Source organism: Streptomyces sp. NPDC048462 (assembly GCF_043200175.1).
In the GTDB taxonomy this organism is placed as follows: Bacteria; Actinomycetota; Actinomycetes; order Streptomycetales; family Streptomycetaceae; genus Streptomyces.
In genome coordinates this window covers 1-15,272 of sequence record NZ_JBICXG010000023.1, presented here as the reverse complement: position 1 = coordinate 15,272, position 15,272 = coordinate 1, and the positions used below count along the sequence as shown (strand labels likewise).

14 protein-coding genes and 2 pseudogenes are annotated in these 15,272 nt (G+C 67.7%); 12 read left to right on the top strand and 4 right to left on the bottom strand.

Annotated features, from left to right (window positions below):
- Nucleotides 1-10: 10 nt before the first annotated feature.
- Nucleotides 11-355, bottom strand: coding sequence for a helix-turn-helix domain-containing protein (locus tag ACGFU6_RS29960; protein WP_393615413.1), 345 nt, complete (start codon nucleotides 353-355; stop codon nucleotides 11-13).
- Between the two features lie 577 nt (nucleotides 356-932).
- On the opposite strand from ACGFU6_RS29960, the pseudogene ACGFU6_RS29955 reads away from it, so the two are divergent.
- The 5 genes and pseudogenes from ACGFU6_RS29955 to ACGFU6_RS29935 form a co-directional block, all read left to right on the top strand.
- Nucleotides 933-1,625: pseudogene (locus tag ACGFU6_RS29955) on the top strand (DUF5954 family protein); the annotation flags it as partial.
- Nucleotides 1,626-1,779: 154 nt separating this feature from the next.
- On the top strand, nucleotides 1,780-2,031 hold the full coding sequence (locus tag ACGFU6_RS29950) for a DUF5954 family protein (protein ID WP_393615411.1): 252 nt from the start codon (nucleotides 1,780-1,782) through the stop codon (nucleotides 2,029-2,031).
- A gap of 308 nt (nucleotides 2,032-2,339) precedes the next feature.
- On the top strand, nucleotides 2,340-2,699 hold the full coding sequence (locus ACGFU6_RS29945) for a hypothetical protein (RefSeq protein ID WP_393615410.1): 360 nt from the start codon (nucleotides 2,340-2,342) through the stop codon (nucleotides 2,697-2,699).
- Nucleotides 2,696-3,043 (top strand): hypothetical protein, encoded by a 348-nt coding sequence (locus ACGFU6_RS29940; protein WP_393615409.1) that lies wholly within the window; start codon nucleotides 2,696-2,698, stop codon nucleotides 3,041-3,043. Before ACGFU6_RS29945 ends, ACGFU6_RS29940 begins: the two co-directional genes overlap by 4 nt.
- Nucleotides 3,044-3,294: 251 nt before the next feature.
- Entirely contained in the window at nucleotides 3,295-4,509 is a 1,215-nt protein-coding gene (locus ACGFU6_RS29935) for a serine hydrolase domain-containing protein (RefSeq protein WP_393615408.1), read from the top strand.
- Between the two features lie 374 nt (nucleotides 4,510-4,883).
- Here the strand turns inward: ACGFU6_RS29935 and ACGFU6_RS29930 are convergent, their stop codons facing one another.
- On the bottom strand, nucleotides 4,884-5,186 hold the full coding sequence (locus ACGFU6_RS29930; protein WP_393615407.1) for a hypothetical protein: 303 nt from the start codon (nucleotides 5,184-5,186) through the stop codon (nucleotides 4,884-4,886).
- 1,419 nt (nucleotides 5,187-6,605) lie between these two features.
- On the opposite strand from ACGFU6_RS29930, the gene ACGFU6_RS29925 reads away from it, so the two are divergent.
- On the top strand, nucleotides 6,606-6,821 hold the full coding sequence (locus ACGFU6_RS29925; protein ID WP_393615405.1) for a DUF6243 family protein: 216 nt from the start codon (nucleotides 6,606-6,608) through the stop codon (nucleotides 6,819-6,821).
- An 887-nt stretch (nucleotides 6,822-7,708) separates the two neighbouring features.
- Here ACGFU6_RS29925 and ACGFU6_RS29920 read toward each other — a convergent pair.
- Both ACGFU6_RS29920 and ACGFU6_RS29915 read right to left on the bottom strand, forming a co-directional pair.
- Nucleotides 7,709-8,506: a transporter gene (locus ACGFU6_RS29920; RefSeq protein ID WP_393615403.1), complete on the bottom strand. Its 798-nt coding sequence runs from the start codon at nucleotides 8,504-8,506 to the stop codon at nucleotides 7,709-7,711.
- A 178-nt stretch (nucleotides 8,507-8,684) separates the two neighbouring features.
- Nucleotides 8,685-9,590, bottom strand: a complete 906-nt coding sequence (locus ACGFU6_RS29915) for an ABC transporter ATP-binding protein (protein WP_393615401.1) — start codon at nucleotides 9,588-9,590, stop codon at nucleotides 8,685-8,687.
- Nucleotides 9,591-9,870: 280 nt separating this feature from the next.
- Between ACGFU6_RS29915 and ACGFU6_RS29910 the strand changes: the two genes are divergently transcribed.
- From ACGFU6_RS29910 to ACGFU6_RS29885, 6 genes and pseudogenes are all read left to right on the top strand, one after another.
- Nucleotides 9,871-11,106 (top strand): sensor histidine kinase, encoded by a 1,236-nt coding sequence (locus ACGFU6_RS29910; protein ID WP_393615399.1) that lies wholly within the window; start codon nucleotides 9,871-9,873, stop codon nucleotides 11,104-11,106.
- On the top strand, nucleotides 11,103-11,810 hold the full coding sequence (locus ACGFU6_RS29905) for a response regulator (RefSeq protein ID WP_393615398.1): 708 nt from the start codon (nucleotides 11,103-11,105) through the stop codon (nucleotides 11,808-11,810). Before ACGFU6_RS29910 ends, ACGFU6_RS29905 begins: the two co-directional genes overlap by 4 nt.
- 29 nt (nucleotides 11,811-11,839) lie before the next feature.
- Nucleotides 11,840-11,980: pseudogene (locus ACGFU6_RS29900) on the top strand (IS630 family transposase); the annotation flags it as partial.
- A complete protein-coding gene (locus ACGFU6_RS29895) occupies nucleotides 11,977-12,567 on the top strand; it encodes a histidine phosphatase family protein (protein WP_393615396.1) in 591 nt (196 codons plus the stop codon). The pseudogene ACGFU6_RS29900 and the gene ACGFU6_RS29895, both read left to right, overlap by 4 nt.
- Nucleotides 12,568-12,701: 134 nt before the next feature.
- On the top strand, nucleotides 12,702-13,055 hold the full coding sequence (locus ACGFU6_RS29890) for a hypothetical protein (protein ID WP_393615394.1): 354 nt from the start codon (nucleotides 12,702-12,704) through the stop codon (nucleotides 13,053-13,055).
- 345 nt (nucleotides 13,056-13,400) lie between these two features.
- Complete coding sequence (locus ACGFU6_RS29885; protein ID WP_393615392.1) at nucleotides 13,401-14,141, top strand: alpha/beta hydrolase; 741 nt, start codon at nucleotides 13,401-13,403, stop codon at nucleotides 14,139-14,141.
- Nucleotides 14,142-15,272 lie beyond the last annotated feature (1,131 nt).

Genomic DNA, 15,272 nt, shown 5'->3' with positions numbered 1-15,272 from the left:
CCCGGCCCGGTCAGCGCGGCCGGAGTGCGAGGGCCCGGACAGCGGCGTAGAGGGCGGCTGCGTCCGCCGGCCTGAGCAGGGAACGTCCGGTGAGGCGGCTGACACGGTCGAGCCGGTTGCGCACGGTGTTGCGGTGGCAGTAGAGGACCTCCGCGATCTCGGACGTGGACCCGCTGTCGGACTCCAGCCAGGCGGTGAGCGTCTCCATGAGGTCCCTGCGGTCGGGCGCGGCCAGGACCGGATCCAGCAGGGTGACGGCCATCCGCGCCATCCTGCCGATCCAGCCCGGACCGCTCGCCGACATCCGCGCGGTGCACGTCGCAGCGCTCCTGCTGGCCGGCGAAAAGGACAGCATCGTCTTCCCCTTCCTCGTCAAGGCCTTCTGCAACGCCGCGGTCCACATCCCGGCCCTGTACGCAGAGGTGCGCGGGGCCGACCACTTCACCATCGTGGGTGACCCCGGCCCGTTCGCCGCACCGACTACGGCATGGTTCCCGGCCCAGCTCATAGGCGACCAGACGGCCCGCGCCCAGTTCTTCGGCCCCGGCTGCGGCATCTGCACCGACACCGCCACCTGGTCCGACGTCCGCCGCAACGACCTGGCGCTGGCCGTCCGGTCACGGCTCCGTAAGCCGCCCGGCCCGTGCGCCGGGGTACCGCGCCGCCCGCAGTGCCCCGGCCTCGGCCGGACCCGGCACTGCGGGCAGTCCGGCACGTCGACCAGCACGTCATGTCGTGCTGCACGTCACTCGGCGCCGCCTGTATCCAGGCCCGGGCCCAGGCCGTGGCCGACGCCTGGACCTGGACGATCGCCGCGGAATCGCCGTACCCCGCCCGCCGCCCGGTCGACAGAAGATGCATCAAGGATCCACGTGCTCGACCGAGCTGGTGAATCCAGGACGCGGGTGCGCCGTGGCCGTCAGGATGAAGACATGAGCGAAGAAGGTGCGTGGCCGGCCGAGCGGCCAGTGGTGGTGAGGGTTCCGGTGGAACCGGTGGAGGCCGCGATGGAGGCCGATGCTCTGGACGCGGCGCTGCGCAGCACCTTGGCCGTACGAGGGCCGCTGTTCGGGGTGGCCGCGCAGAGTGAGGGGGAGGGGCGCCGGTGGCGGGTGGTTGTCGCGGTCACCCACGGCTGCCCGCAGCAGGCCCGGGACGCACTGAACTCGCGGCTCTGGTTCCGGGCGAAGGACGATGCCAAGGACAAGGCGGAACGGCGGGCGCTGCTGGCGGCGGTCGCCCGGCTGGAGCGCGAACGAGTCGACGACCTCACCGTGCTCGACACCCGCTACCGCGTGGTGAGGGCTGAGGAGTACGCGGGCATGGACGCGCACGGTGACATCGAAACGCCGAGGCCGACCGACCCCGAGCCCCTCACCCCCGACTGGAGCGTCGGCGCCCAGGGCCCGCGGGTCGACGAGGCCCTGGTCCTGGACCCGGACGCGCCGCTGTCCCCCGTCCAGGCGGCCGAGAGGCTGTCCCTGCGCTCCCTCGTATACACCGGTGCCAGGTTCCCCGACTCGGCGCTGCACGACTCGGCACGGGCCGTGGAGACCCACCCCGATGTCCTGCTTATGCCGGCAGCTTTCCAGATCGTGGAAACGGCCCGACAGCGGGCGCTGGACGCCGGGCAGCGCCCTGCACACCACCGTTTACGCCGCACGCTCCACACTGCACTTCTCCCTTGTCTGGTTCGAACCACGCCTGCGTGGCCTCACCTCCCACGATGCCGCGCGAGACGTCGACGCTCACACCGCTGTCCCCGAGGGTCCAGCCGACGTGGCCCAGGCGCTGGCGGAGTTCGCCGAGGCCGCAGACCGGCTCCGCGCGGGCCCGCTCAACCAGATCGAAACCCACGGCACCGTCTCCCGGATCGTCCGCACCTGCCGCCTGCTGCGCTGGGGCCCCGACGGGCCCGAAGGCCCACGGCCTTCCGACACCAACACCCAGACCCCCGAAACCCTCCACCCACACCTTGACGAGGACGGCACCGTCCATTTCGACGGACCCGCGAAAGAGGAAGCTTCGTGACTGCATGACGAAGCGGGTCAGCGCGGCAGCTGACGGGAAAGCGACCGGCGGACCTGCTGGTCTCGCGCTCCCGCGCGGATGAACGCACTGCGGACGAAGGCACTGCACTCCTGGTCTTCCACCGACCGGATCGCGGGCAACAGCCTGCCGGGTCTGTGAAAGGCGTGGGCCGGGGTGTTGCTCGCAGCGGACCGTCACCGCTGCTGGGTCCACAACGCGAGTACCGGGACAGTGCCCTGCCGCAGTTTGCACAGCCGGGCGCGACGAAAGTGACCCGGGAGATCTGCGAAGCAGAGGAACGCGCCCACATGCACAACTTGATCGAGGCCTTCGTCCGCGCCGACGGCACAGAAAGGCCCGAGGCCGTCGCGAGGATCGCCGACGACGGCGTCAGGCTGCTGGAGTTCCACCGTTACCCGGCCAAACACCGGATTCAGCTGCGGACCACGAACCCGATCGGGTCGGTGATTCCCGCCGCCAGACTCCGCACCGAAATCAACCGCGCCCTCGGTAGTCCGGGCGCCGCCCGGACAATAATGTTCCAGCTCGTCGAGTCCTCCCATGGCCTCCGGTGCGAGACCACCGAAACCCGCCTGGCCGCCGTAGTCCGGGCCTGCGGCAGATCCGAGAACGACGTGCTGGTCGAGGGCACCGAGGCGGCGGCATGACCGGGCCCCTCCATCTCGCCTGCCGCGCAGCCGAGGTGGAACTGCAGATCGACCAGGTCACTATGGTGAACCCGGTCGAGGTCACCGCCACCGTGCGCTGCGTTGCGGGGCCGGCTCGTCTCGGCGCACGCTTCGACCGGATCCGCGACTCCGCAGAGACCATCGAGCTGGAGCTGACACAGATCCTCGCCCACCCCGGGCTCGCCGTCGCCGCAGTCGACCCCGTCCACACCGCGCTGGTGACCCTCCGGGGCGCAGGGGGCCGACTCCTGGCCTCGGCCACCGTGGGCTCCGGCTGGCAGACCATCCAGGGCAGCAACCCACCGCCGACCACTGACAGATGAACTGCACGGAAGACCGCTGACCATCACCAGCACCCCCACGCAGCGTCACACCAGGCCCCTGACCAGCCACGTCAAGCCAGCGCAGACTCAAGTCAGCGAACCATAAGGGGGGGGTATCCCCCCGCCGTTCCGGATGATCGCCCCATCGCATCGGCCGGCACCGCTCGGGCATCGTAAGCGGGCGACGAGAGGGCGAGGTGTGAAGAGCCCTCCACAGCACCGGACTTGCTGCGGCGACGGAGGATGGACACGTGATCAAGTACAAGCGCGCACTGGGTGGGGCACTTACGCTGGCCGTGGCAGTTACCGTGACGGGAGGAAGCCTGCCGGGTAACGCTGCCACTGCGGCGACCACGGCCAAACACACGACCGCACAGTCCGCCCACTCTGCCGACGACGCTCAGCTTCGTGCGCTCATGCAACGGTTGACCACCGAAGACGGCGCGCCCGGAGCACTCGTCGCGACGCGGGCCAGACGCGGCAGCTCGGTGCTGACCAGCGGCGTCGCGGACGTGGACAGCCAGGCGTCGGTGCGCGGCGACAGCAGATTCCGGATCGGCAGCATGACCAAGCCCTTCGTGGCCACGGTCGTGCTCCAGCTGGTGGGAGAGCGCCGCGTCGATCTCGACGCCCCGGTGGAGCGCTACCTCCCCGGCGTCGTCCGCGGCCACGGGAACGACGGCCGGACGATCACGGTCCGCATGCTCCTCCAGCACACCAGCGGCCTGCCGGACTACCTCGACTACCTCAACCCGCAGGACATCCTCGAGAATCCGCTGGCCCACCACGACACCCGCGACCTGGTGAACCTGGCGCTTGCCCACCCGCCGACCGCCGAGGAGCCCGGTGAGAAGCCCGGCTTCGCGTGGAACTACTCCAACACCAACTACGTGCTGGCGGGCATGCTCATCGAGGCGGTGACCGGACATCCGTACGGTGAGGAGATCCGTCGGCGCGTCATCGGGCCGCTCGGCCTGCACGACACCTCCGTGCCAGGCGATGCCACGTCGATCCCCGGACCGCACCCGCGTGGGTACGTTCGTCCGGGTGAGGACGCGCCGCTCCTGGACATCACCGCGTTCAACCCCTCCATCGCTGGTGCGTCCGGCGAGATGATCTCCAGCGGCACCGACCTCAACCGCTTCCTGGACGCCCTCGTCCGAGGCAAGCTGCTGCACCCGGCCCAGCTCAAGGAAATGATGAAGACCCGCTCGACCGGCGGTGACGACAGCCGGGCGTACGGCCTGGGCCTGGAGAGCCGGACGCTGCCCTGCGGCGGCGGCCTCTACTGGGGCCACGGCGGCGACATCTTCGGCTACCAGACAGCCGGCGGCGCCACAGCCGACGGCAGGCAGGCAACGGTCATGGCGAACGTCGACCCGGGTGGAACGGACGCGCAGGACGACGACATGGAAGCCGCCGTCCAGACGGGGCTGTGTGAGGGGCGGCACGCACACTCCCAGTAGCGGTTCGCGCCCATTCGACTACGAGGCGACCGCGACCAACGCTGCACATGCCCTGGAGCTGTCGCGATTTGCCGATGCCGTGCCATGAGGGTGAGCGCCAGGGTCGCGTGATGTACCGATGATGGTCGGAGAAGAGGTATTACGCGGCCGAGACCGTGCTGGAGCGGCTGCGTTGGACTGCACGCTTCGGACAGAGACGCCGAGGAACAGGGGCATTGCCTCTATGCCTTGAGGCATAGAAAGGGGCCGAGCCGCCACGCGGCGGTAACGACTGTCAGGCGTGGGAGGCGTCCGGCGCGAAGGCCACCCTCGGCGGCTGTCCGGGCACCGAACTGGTGATGGCACAAATGGAGCGCGCAAGCCTGAACCTGCAGCTACGTCCCGGCTGCATCAACCAAGATCTGTGCCAGTTCGCGCGGCTGGGAATACATCGGCCAGTGGTCGGTGTCTATCTTGACCAGCCGCCAGTGCCTGCTGTTCAGCAGCTCGGCCACGTCGTCGTCGAGCTCGGGCAGGGTGAGCACACACTGGATGTAAGTCGCGGGAAGTTCACCGAGCGGCCGTGCCAGCAGGGCAGGCTCGGCCAGAGTGTCGCCAGGGTACGGCGTAGAGCCATGCATGAGACGTGCGATCTGCTCATCGGTGAGACCCTCGCCGTCGAAGTGAGCTGCGGGCACGAGCGGCTAGAAATCTCCATCCTCGGCGATCGATGCCTTCACCCCTGCCCCGCCGTCCGGCCAGGCGGAGACAAACGACTCGCCATGCCCAGGGGGTGCTTGGCCCGCATCGATTACTGGACGAGGAGAACCTGCTTCGAAGCACGTGGAAGCCGGCACGGCCGAACAACTGGCGCTTGAGCATCTTGATCCGGCACGGCCTCCGACGACGCCCGAGCTCTAGAGAGGGTCAGGCCGACGATGCCGGGCCACTGCCTGAGGTGGGACGAACAGAACGGCCCATCTCCGCCTCGACCACGGAGACCACGCCTGACCAGCGGAAACTCAACACACATGGTCGAAGGGCAATGAGTTCCAGCGAAATGAGTGGTGGGGAACCGTAGGCCCGTTGGCGATGAGTCAGAGTGGTTCGCAAGCGGCGGCATTCTTCCGAGACGTACACCGGAGCAGAGTGGTATGGCTTGTCCGGAATGATGAGACAAGCCTGACTCGCCTCTCGGAGGATGGCACGCGAAGTCTTCCCTATCGGCCAGCAGTGCGCGCCGCTGCCACCGACTGATAGGCGCGCATCTATCCCTTATCACCTGTCCTGGCCGGAGCAGCGCCAGGTGCCGCAGCGGGCAATCAGCGACTTCACACCGAGGTCCCAGAGAAGACGGCGGTACTTGACATGGTTGCGCAGGGACCATCCGGCGCCATTTTCGCGTCGCAATGGGGCCGGCCCTATTCATGGCCCAGCGCTGGCATGCCCTGAAGGAGCGAGACAAGGAGCGGGATGACCCGTATTCCGTCTGCGGTTACCTTCGGTGACGGTAGCGATGGGCGGAATGCTAGTCGCATCAGTGAATAAGTGGTGATTGCTGGCTGTTCCTCTTGATCAGTGATGTTCTATTGCGTTTCGCGCCCCCTCGGCCGGCATGCGGCTTCGTCCAGAGTGGACGATCGCTTTGGGTGACGGCGATAACCCCACGCCCGCCCTCCCACGCAGGCGCTGCCCAGGGAATCTGCGCCTGTTGTCGCGGCCGGGCTACCACCTTGCCACCGGCTTTGACCTGCTCGCGGTTGAAGCCCAGTACCGCTGAGATCCGTCCTGGTAGAATTTTCGGGCGCTCACAAGGCCGTTTGCCCTCACTGCGTAGTGGAGACGACAAGCGATATCGGCGTTACAGGTGTGCTGATGTCCCGCACACGGAGGGAAGCGGCTGACTCCGGAGGCCCGCGATCGACTCGACCGAAGCCGGGCGAGCCAAAGGCGTGGTGCGCGGGGCTGACGGAACCGGGTAACGTCTTGGGCATGTTCTTCCAGACGCCGATTTACGAGTGAGCGCGTGATGGGCACCTGCTGACGTCCCTCGACGCCGCCGCGCCCGTCCCCAACGATGAATCCGTAGATCACTTCACATCATTCCGGGAGAACCCGTGACCGTGAGCAAGAACATCAACAACCCCGTGGGTATGGGCGGCGGCCAGCGTAAGAGGCTGTCCCGCGCCGAGCGGCAGAACAATGGTCCGCACCGTAACCTCGACCGCCAGGGTGCTGCCGACCGGAAGGCGGAGCTGGTGCGCAAGATGCGCGAGAAGGCAGGCGCAGCCGAGGAAACCGGGCAGGCGGGCGACGACACCGTACAGCGCTGACCACAGACGCGCGGCAGCACCACAGGGCAGGGTCCGGAACGCGGCACGCGTTCCGGACCCTGCTTCCGTACCGGGCGCGGGCGGTTCCGCTCAGCGCTCGTCCGACCATCCGCATCTCGCCATTCACCGCGAAGCCGCAGAAGCTCACCTGCGGGAGCGCAAACGCGCACCTGCTCGGGCGACAGGGCGTCTACGCCGAGCTCGGATATTTCGGCCCCCAGCAGCCGTGACCTGTACGACCCGTGCCCCGGCGGGCGGGGCGGTTGGAACTGGCGGGAGGTACGCCCTGACTGCCGACGGGGGACATCGCGGCCCCGTCGTTCGCCCAAGGGGGGCATGGACGCGTACCCAGCTCGACGAATGAGGCATCCTCTGGCATCCGGAGAAGGGCTGGAAGGACAAGCTGAACGCACGCTGGGAGGCCGCTCAGCAGGGCCACACACCCTCCGATCCACCTCCGTCGACGCCGCCCCGGGGACCCTCGACTTTGGCTGACCCGACAGCGGCAGGGGCCGAACCGGATGACCCCGCCCGACCCCGTTGCCCGCTCCGGCCCGATACGCGTCCCTCACGTCGTTCTTGGCCTCGCCCGGGCAGAGGCCATCGATCCGGAGCCGCATCGTCAGGCCGGGCGTGTATCGGACCGGGCGGTCCGGCATGCGATCCACCGCCAGTGAGAGGGCCCAGATGGAGGCCGATTGGCCGACCACGACCAGCAGTCATGCCGCACCGGAAGGCACGAGGCCTCATTCCGCAGAGCCACGCACAGGGCAACGGGGGCTTCAGGCGGCGACCTGTCGAGTGGCGGCGAGAGCTTGAACTGTCGGCATACGAGAGGCGCGGAATTTGCCCTCGTTCATGGCTCGTAGCAGCGCCTGTCCCGTGCGTCAGCTCAGACGCTTCCGCGTCCACCAGACACACAGGGCACTGAGCCCGATGGCGAGGGCGAGGTAGACGCCGGTCTCGGCCCATTGCAGGATCCAGAAGTTGTCGGCGGGCTGATAGGTGATGCGCTGTTGGTAGCCGGCCCTCGTCAGGCTGCTTACACATTCCTTGATTGATTCGCAGTCGGCGTATCCGGGTGGCATGCCGTGTGCGGGATGACCGGTGCCGTCGAGGGTCTGTTCGGTGATGACCCAGACGTCGGGTTTGCCGAACTCGACGTGGGAGACGGAGTCGAGTGCGTAGTTGGCAAGGCGGTCGGGTGTGAACGGGACTTGGACGGTGGTGGTGGGGGCCAAGTGCTCGCGGACCCACACCGGCATGACGAGCTGGACCGAGGTGTACGTCGCCAGGGTGGTGGCCATGGCAGGCAGGGTGCGGCAGATGATGACGCCGAAGGTGACGCCCAGCACGAAGGCGAATGCGGCGTAGCCCAGTGGGGCGATGCCGCGGATGAGGAACGCGGCGGGGTCGATGCGCGGGACGAAGTTGTCCCCGTTGTCCGAGCCGCCCGAGGCCACGGCCCGGTCGATGGGGCCGGCCCACCAGGACACGGCGAGACTGAGCAGACCCGCGGTGGCCATAGCGACGAAGCCGGTGAGGACGAGCCTGGTCAGCAACCAGCGAGTGCGGGTGACGCCCTGGTTCCAGACCAGTCGGTGGGTGCCGGTCTCCAGCTCGCGTGCGACGAGGGGTGCGCCCCAGAACATGCCCAGGAGGGCAGGGAGGGCGAGGACGGCCACTCCGCCTGTGAAGTACAGGATTGTGTCGGTGCCGGTGAGCTGCTGGATCAGGCCACGTCCAGCGGTGGCGTGCAGATCGGACAGCTGAGAACCGGTGGCGGCGAGGACGGCTGCCAGGCAGCCAGCACGGCGAGGGCCGGCGTTGCCTGCGCGCGGAGCTGGCGCCAGGTCAGCCAGATCATCGGTGGGTCTCCGGAGTGGTGGGCCGGCGGGATTCGGAGGTGGCTCGGCGTCCCATGTAGGCGAGGACGATGTCTTCGAGGGAAAGGGGGCTGACGGACCATGCGGGATCGCGCGGTGCGCGGTCCGGGACCTCGGTGCGTACGACGAAGGCCGCCTGCCCGTCGACACGGCTCGTGCAGACGATGCGGTCACCCGAAGGTGGGGTGGCCTGGCCCGGGTTCGTTGCTGTGAGCCGCTGGTGGCAGGCCACCAGCTCGTCGATGTCACCGGCGACCTGGACGCGGGAGTCGACCAGGACGATGACGTGGTCGCAGGCCCGCTCGACATCGGAGACCAGGTGGGAGGAGAGAACGACGCTGGTCTCCTGTCCCGCGACGGCGCCGGTGAGGTCCTGAAGGAACTCGCGGCGGGCCAGTGGGTCGAGGGCGGCGACCGGCTCGTCAAGGATCAGCAGCTCGGGGCGCTTGGCGAGGCCGAGGGTGAGGGCGAGCTGGGCGCGCTGGCCGCCCGACAGGCGCCCGGCGCGCTGAGCGGTGTCCAGACCGAGTCGGCGGATCCGCGCTTCGGCGAGAGGCGCGTCCCAGCCCGGGTTGAGGCGAGCGCCGAGCCCGAGATGCTCGGCGACGGTCAGGCCGGCGTAGGTGGGGGTGTCCTGGGCGACGAAGCCGACCTTGGCGAGCTGCACGGAGCCGCCGACAGGAGAGCCGCCGCACACCTCGATGGTGCCGGTGGTCGGGGCGAGCAGGCCGGACGCCAGGTTCAGCAGCGTCGACTTTCCTGCCCCGTTGGGCCCGACCAGACCGACGATCCGGCCCGCCGGAACATTGAGATTGCAGTCCGACAGAGCCCAGCGTCGTCGGTATTTCTTGCCCAGTGCGCGGGCTTGCAGTACAGCGTCCACGGGGATGGAGTCCTCTTCGACAGGGAGTGCCGACCCGGCGGCCGACCTGATGGACGCTATGAGTGGGAGACGGGCGGGCGCGTCCGGCGACCGGACCCTTTCCGCCCCTGCTCCGGAAGGACCCGGCACCGGGGTCCTCCGTGAGACGTAATCGACGGAAGTACGACGTCGCACGATTACTGACCGCGAGGACGACGAGGCAGGAGAGGGCCGAGGCGACAATGGGGCGGTGAAGAACGCATCGGCCACAGCGGCACAGCACTGGCTGCGAACTGGGTTCGTGACTCTGACACACCCCAGCGGCCCGCTGACCCGGGCAACCCGGAGCAACCTGGTCTTCGACGTGCTCCTGGCGCTGACCGCGGTCGTCATCGGGGTCAACGACGCCCTCAGCGTCGGCACGGGCACGACGTACGTCCTCGTCGACGGAGCGCTGGAGGCGCGCCCGGAAGGGGCAAGCACCTGGTTCGGCGCGGTCGGCCCGATGCTGCTCGCAACGCTCCCGTTGGCGCTGCGCCGCCGGTACCCGCTGGCCGTGCTGTGGGTCGTGATCGGGGCCTCGCTTCTGGCCCCGGACAGCCTGGCCCGGACCGTCTTCTACGTCTTCGTGATCGCCACATACAGCGCGGTCGCCTACAGCTCGTACAGGATCCCGGCCGTGGCAACCGTTCCTCCGGCGTTGCTCGTGATCAGCATTCCGCAACGCAACCCGGACCTGCCCACGGTCCCGACCGAGTACGTACCGGCGCTGATCCTGGTGCCCCTGGCCATGGCCGCGTACGGCATGCGGACATGGCGGCTGCGCGCCGACGAACGGCAGGAACGGATCGCAGAGGTGGAACGGCAGCGGTCGAAGGAACTGCGCCGTGCCGCCGAACGCGAGCGCTCCCGTATCGCACGCGAACTGCACGACGTCGTCACACACAACGTCAGCATGATGGTCATCCAGGCCGGGGGAGCCCGCAAAATGCTCGACATCGACCCCGATGACACTCGCGAGGCACTGCTCGCCATCGAAGCGGGCGGGCGTGCGGCGATGGCGGAACTGCGGCACGCCATGGGGCTGCTCGCCATGAACACCCAGAACGCCGCCGACCGCGGCATCGGCCCGAACCTCGCGCCGCAGCCCGGCCTCGACCAGCTGCCCGCTCTGGTCGGACGGGTGCGCGACACCGGAGTGAGCGTCGACTACACGGTGGCCGGCGAGACGCGGGCGGTTCCCCCGGGCGTCGGCCTGACCGCCTACCGCATCGTCCAGGAAGCCCTGACCAATACGGTCAAGCACGCCGCCGGCGCAGAAGCGACCGCTCTCCTCGCCTACACCGACGACCACCTTCGCGTAGAGATCACCGACACCGGAGGAACCCCGAGCCCAGCCGCCGAAACCGGCAACGGACATGGCCTCATCGGACTGCGCGAACGCCTCACCGTCTACGGCGGAACCCTGGAAACGGGCCCCTGCCCCGACGGCGGCTTCCGCGTAGCCGCCCTGATCCCCCTGGAGACAGCCCTGTGACCGACCTCCCGCTGCGTGTCGTCGTCGCCGACGACCAGGCCCTCGTCCGTACCGGCTTCCGCATGATCCTGAAAGCCGACGGCATCGAGGTGGTCGCCGAGGCGGGTAACGGCATCGAGGCCATCGAAGCAGTCCGCCGCACCCGCCCAGACGTGGTGCTGATGGACATCCGCATGCCGGAGCTCGACGGCCTGGAAGCCACCCGCCGCATCGTCACAGGCGCCCCCGAAGCCCCACGCGTCATCATCCTGACCACCTTCGACCTCGACGAGTACGTCTACGAGGCCCTCGCCGCAGGAGCAAGCGGCTTCCTCCTCAAGGACGTCACCCCGGAACTCGTCACCGCCGCCGTGCGCATGATCCGCACCGGTGACGCCCTCCTCGCCCCGACGATCACCCGCCGCCTCGTCGAGCGCTACGCCCGCCCCGCCGCCCCCGAGCGATCCTCGCTCCACCGCGACCTCGACGCCCTCACCCCACGCGAACTCGACGTCCTCCGCCTGCTCGCACAGGGCCTCAGCAACACCGAACTCGCCGCACGCCTCCACCTGTCGGAGACAACGGTGAAGACGCACGTCTCTCACATCCTCGGCAAGCTACAGCTCCGCGACCGCGTACAGGCCGTGGTCATGGCGTACGAGACGGGCCTCGTCGGCCGGGGTGATGAATGCGCTGCTGGTCATGCGGGACGTGGCCAAGAGTGATCCGAAGCCCTCCACGCACATCCCCGGTCCTGCGTGGCTACCTCCGTCGGCGCAACGCCAACGCCCGCAACCTCGACGTCCTCGCCGCACAGCGCAAGGCACGTGCCCGCATTCGCAGCGAGAAGGACACTCGCTGGGGCGGACATCCTCTCAAGGCGGCCCGACCATGAACAGCAGGGCAATGACATCGATCCGGCTCGTCTACGAGGCCTACGCCACCATCACCGACAACGAGGCCGGAATCGCTACCGGCTGGCTGCAAGGCGTCCTCTCAGCGACCGGTCGCCTACAGGCCCGGGAACTTGCCGATCGCCGCCGCGACGACGGCATCGCAGCGGTGTTCACGTCCGACCTGCACCCAGCGATGAGCACCGCACGGATCGCCTTCGCGGGCAACACAGTCCCGATCCACCACGATCCCCCGGCTGCGCGAATGCCACTACGGACGCCTCAACGGCCGGCCGCAGGAGGCTCTTGCACCGCTGCGGGGGACAGCACGTCGACGAGCCCCTCCCCGGAGGCGAGAGCTACCGCGAGATACGCCACCGAGGACTTCCTCACCGACCTGACCAACTGGTGGCCGGCAACCGCATTCTGCTGGTTGCTCACTCGGCCAACCTACGGGCACTGGGCTGCCTACTTGCAGGCGCCTGCTTCGAAGACCTCGTCCGAGCCCCGGCCTCCTGGCAACCCGGATGGGGAGTACATCCTTCCTCCAGCCGACCGGACTGGTGAACCTTCCCGGTCGCAGCGCTAGAGGCCGCCTCACCAAGGCTGGTCACGGAACTGACCAGGGCACGGGAATTACATAGCCGCTGAGTTCGCGATGCCGGTATCGTCTGGCCTTTCCGCCCACCCGTAGCTGCGGGCCACGTTCAGAGAGCGACGCAGATGACCAGCCAGCAGACAACGACGACCCTGTGGCGCCCTACCGGTCCCAAGGAACTGGACCTGGTTCGGGAACTGAACTGGCGTGCTTGGCCGCCCCGGCTGCCCGAACAGCCGATCTTCTACCCGGTCCTCAACGAGGACTACGCGGTCAGAATCGCTCGGGACTGGAACGTGAAGCACGATGGTGCAGGCTTCGTGACTCGTTTTCAGGTCGAGTCGGAGTTCTTGAGCCGGTATCCCATCCAACAGGCCGGCGGGCGAACGATCCTCGAACTCTGGGTTCCGGCCGCAGAACTGGACGACTTCAACGCCCACATCGTCGGCAAGATCCAGGTGGTCCACGAGTTTCTTTGAGGTGCTCCACTGGTAACTGGTCATTGATCACTGGCCGACGAAGTCGCCAATTCCTGCCCCTGGCCGGGGGCGTAGGACCTTTCGGGATCCAGAGGGACGAGGCCGCCGGATTCGGGGACCTCAACAACGCCCCGGCCAAACTCTCCGATGAGCAGTATCGCTGGCACAGTCACGAACTCGTGATTGGCGAAGCACGGCGAGCGTTGCTATCCTTTCGGAGGCCGTGCGAGAGAAAGAGGAGGTGGTACCCGTGAACGAATTCACATGGGTGCTCTCCTCCGGGGTCACGGTCGGGCGATAGGTCGTCCGGGAGCGCCACTCTGAGCACTCCCGAAAGGCACGACCATGCATTTCACTTCTGAACAGCACCTCGACGACGGCGTCCTCGAGCGCGAATTCACCCTTGGCGAGATCCCCGGCATCCTGTGGACACCTGGATCGGCGTCCGCATCCGCACCCGCGCCGCTGATTCTGCTCGGCCACCCCCCGCTCGGACTTCACAAGATGCGCTCCCGGCTGACGGGGCGAGCCCAGGATGCTGTGGCGGATGGCTTCGCCGCAGCCACCATCGAGCTTCCGGGGAGCGGTGACCGGCCTCGTTGGCCCGCTGTCGAGCAGGCTCGCGCAGACCTGCGCAGGGCGATGGCGGCCGGTGAACCGGTTGGCGAGGACACCATCGATGCCCTCATCCTCCCGCTGGTCGAAAAGGCGGTCCCGGAATGGCAGGCAGCCTTGGACGCGCTCCTAGCTCTGCCCGAAATCGGCGGGCCGGTCGGCTACTCAGGGGGAGTGATCTCTATTGGGACCCGGCTGGCTGCGGTCGAGCCACGCATCTCGGCGGCCGTTCTGTTCGCTGGGAGTTTCGTTCCTCGCGTCATGTTCGACGAGGCCCGCCGGGTCATCATTCCACTGCATGTCCTGTTGCAGTGGGACGACGAGGGGAACGACCGGCAGGTGGCTCTGGACCTGTTCGACGCCTTCGGTTCCAAGGAGAAGACGCTGCATGCCAACATGGGCGGTCACACCGGCGTCCCGCAGTTCGCGGGGGACTCCGCAGCACGGTTCTTCTCTCGGCACCTGAGCTAGTGCCGTGACCACGTAGGTTCGCCGGGTTGCCTGTGGGGACGGGCAGCCCGGTGCGCTCTCGCCGCGGCTGGGAGACGCATTCATCAGCCTGGCCGCGGCTGAGGCCGGTCCGCTCCTATGGCCGCGGTGTACTGTCCGAGCGCCAGGTGGTGAGGCGGGGAGCCCGGCAATTCGGCGAGGCCGGTGGCCCACAACAAGGTATGGGGCTCGGGGGGTGAGTGGTGCTCGGGCGCTTGCCGGCGAGCTTGATCGTATTGCGCGTGAGGGGGGTACTGTCTCGCCGGTCACGACCAGCCGGGGGCTTTCTGCCCGTTCGAATTATCTTGATAGTCGGCCCGGTCGTGAAATTCTTGCCAGGCATGGGGTCAGTGTTCGGTTGCTGCGTTCCTGGGAGCGTGGGGTGCGTCCCAGCCGTTCGAAGCTTGAGGCGGTCGACAGGGCCTATCAGGAGCGTCGTAGGGCGGTTGCTCGATAACGCCGGTCGGGGTCGGCGGATCGAGATATACCCCGTGGACCAGTCGGCGTGTATGAAGAGCATCGTCGTGTTTCGGGTGAATTTTGCATATGGAATATGAGGTGGTGTATAGGCTTTCCGCATAGGCGGCATTCCCTTTCCTTGTGTTGGTCTATCAGTCCGTTGCTGGGCCGTGTGTGTCCGTCGTGGGAGCTCGGTTCTTCACCGTATACGGGCTCCTCTCCGCGTCGGCAGCGAGGCAGGGCATATGCGTTTCGCAGGTGCAGATGGATTCTTCGTAGATGGCTTTTCCGTATTCGCCTTCGTAAAATTGACGAGTCGTCATGAGTGTTTCTGACTCCTTTGGGGGAAGTAAAGTGGCATAGACCAATTGATGGGTGGTCAGGAACAGCTGTGACGTCTCGGGAGTTGGGGCTGGCCTCGGATGTTGGGCTTCAGGAGACGTCAGAGATGGGCACATACTTGTAGCTGAAGCAGTCGAGGGGCGGAAGCTGCGGGGAACTGGCAACGAGGACCAAGACCACGATGAGCACACCGTTAAAGTGCTCTGAACAGCAGAAGCGGACGGGAAATCCACCCTTTCCCGTAGCCAGCCAAGGGCAGGCCAGAGGCCGGCCCTACGGGCCGAAGGCCCGGCATCGTCACCGAAGGTGACG

Coding starts and splice junctions, on each gene's coding strand:
- ACGFU6_RS29960 (WP_393615413.1), bottom strand. CDS start 355: ATGCTGTCCTTTTCGCCGGCCAGCAGGAGCGCTGCGACGTGCACCGCG.
- ACGFU6_RS29945 (WP_393615410.1), top strand. CDS start 2,340: ATGCACAACTTGATCGAGGCCTTCGTCCGCGCCGACGGCACAGAAAGG.
- ACGFU6_RS29940 (WP_393615409.1), top strand. CDS start 2,696: ATGACCGGGCCCCTCCATCTCGCCTGCCGCGCAGCCGAGGTGGAACTG.
- ACGFU6_RS29895 (WP_393615396.1), top strand. CDS start 11,977: ATGAACAGCAGGGCAATGACATCGATCCGGCTCGTCTACGAGGCCTAC.
- ACGFU6_RS29890 (WP_393615394.1), top strand. CDS start 12,702: ATGACCAGCCAGCAGACAACGACGACCCTGTGGCGCCCTACCGGTCCC.
- ACGFU6_RS29885 (WP_393615392.1), top strand. CDS start 13,401: ATGCATTTCACTTCTGAACAGCACCTCGACGACGGCGTCCTCGAGCGC.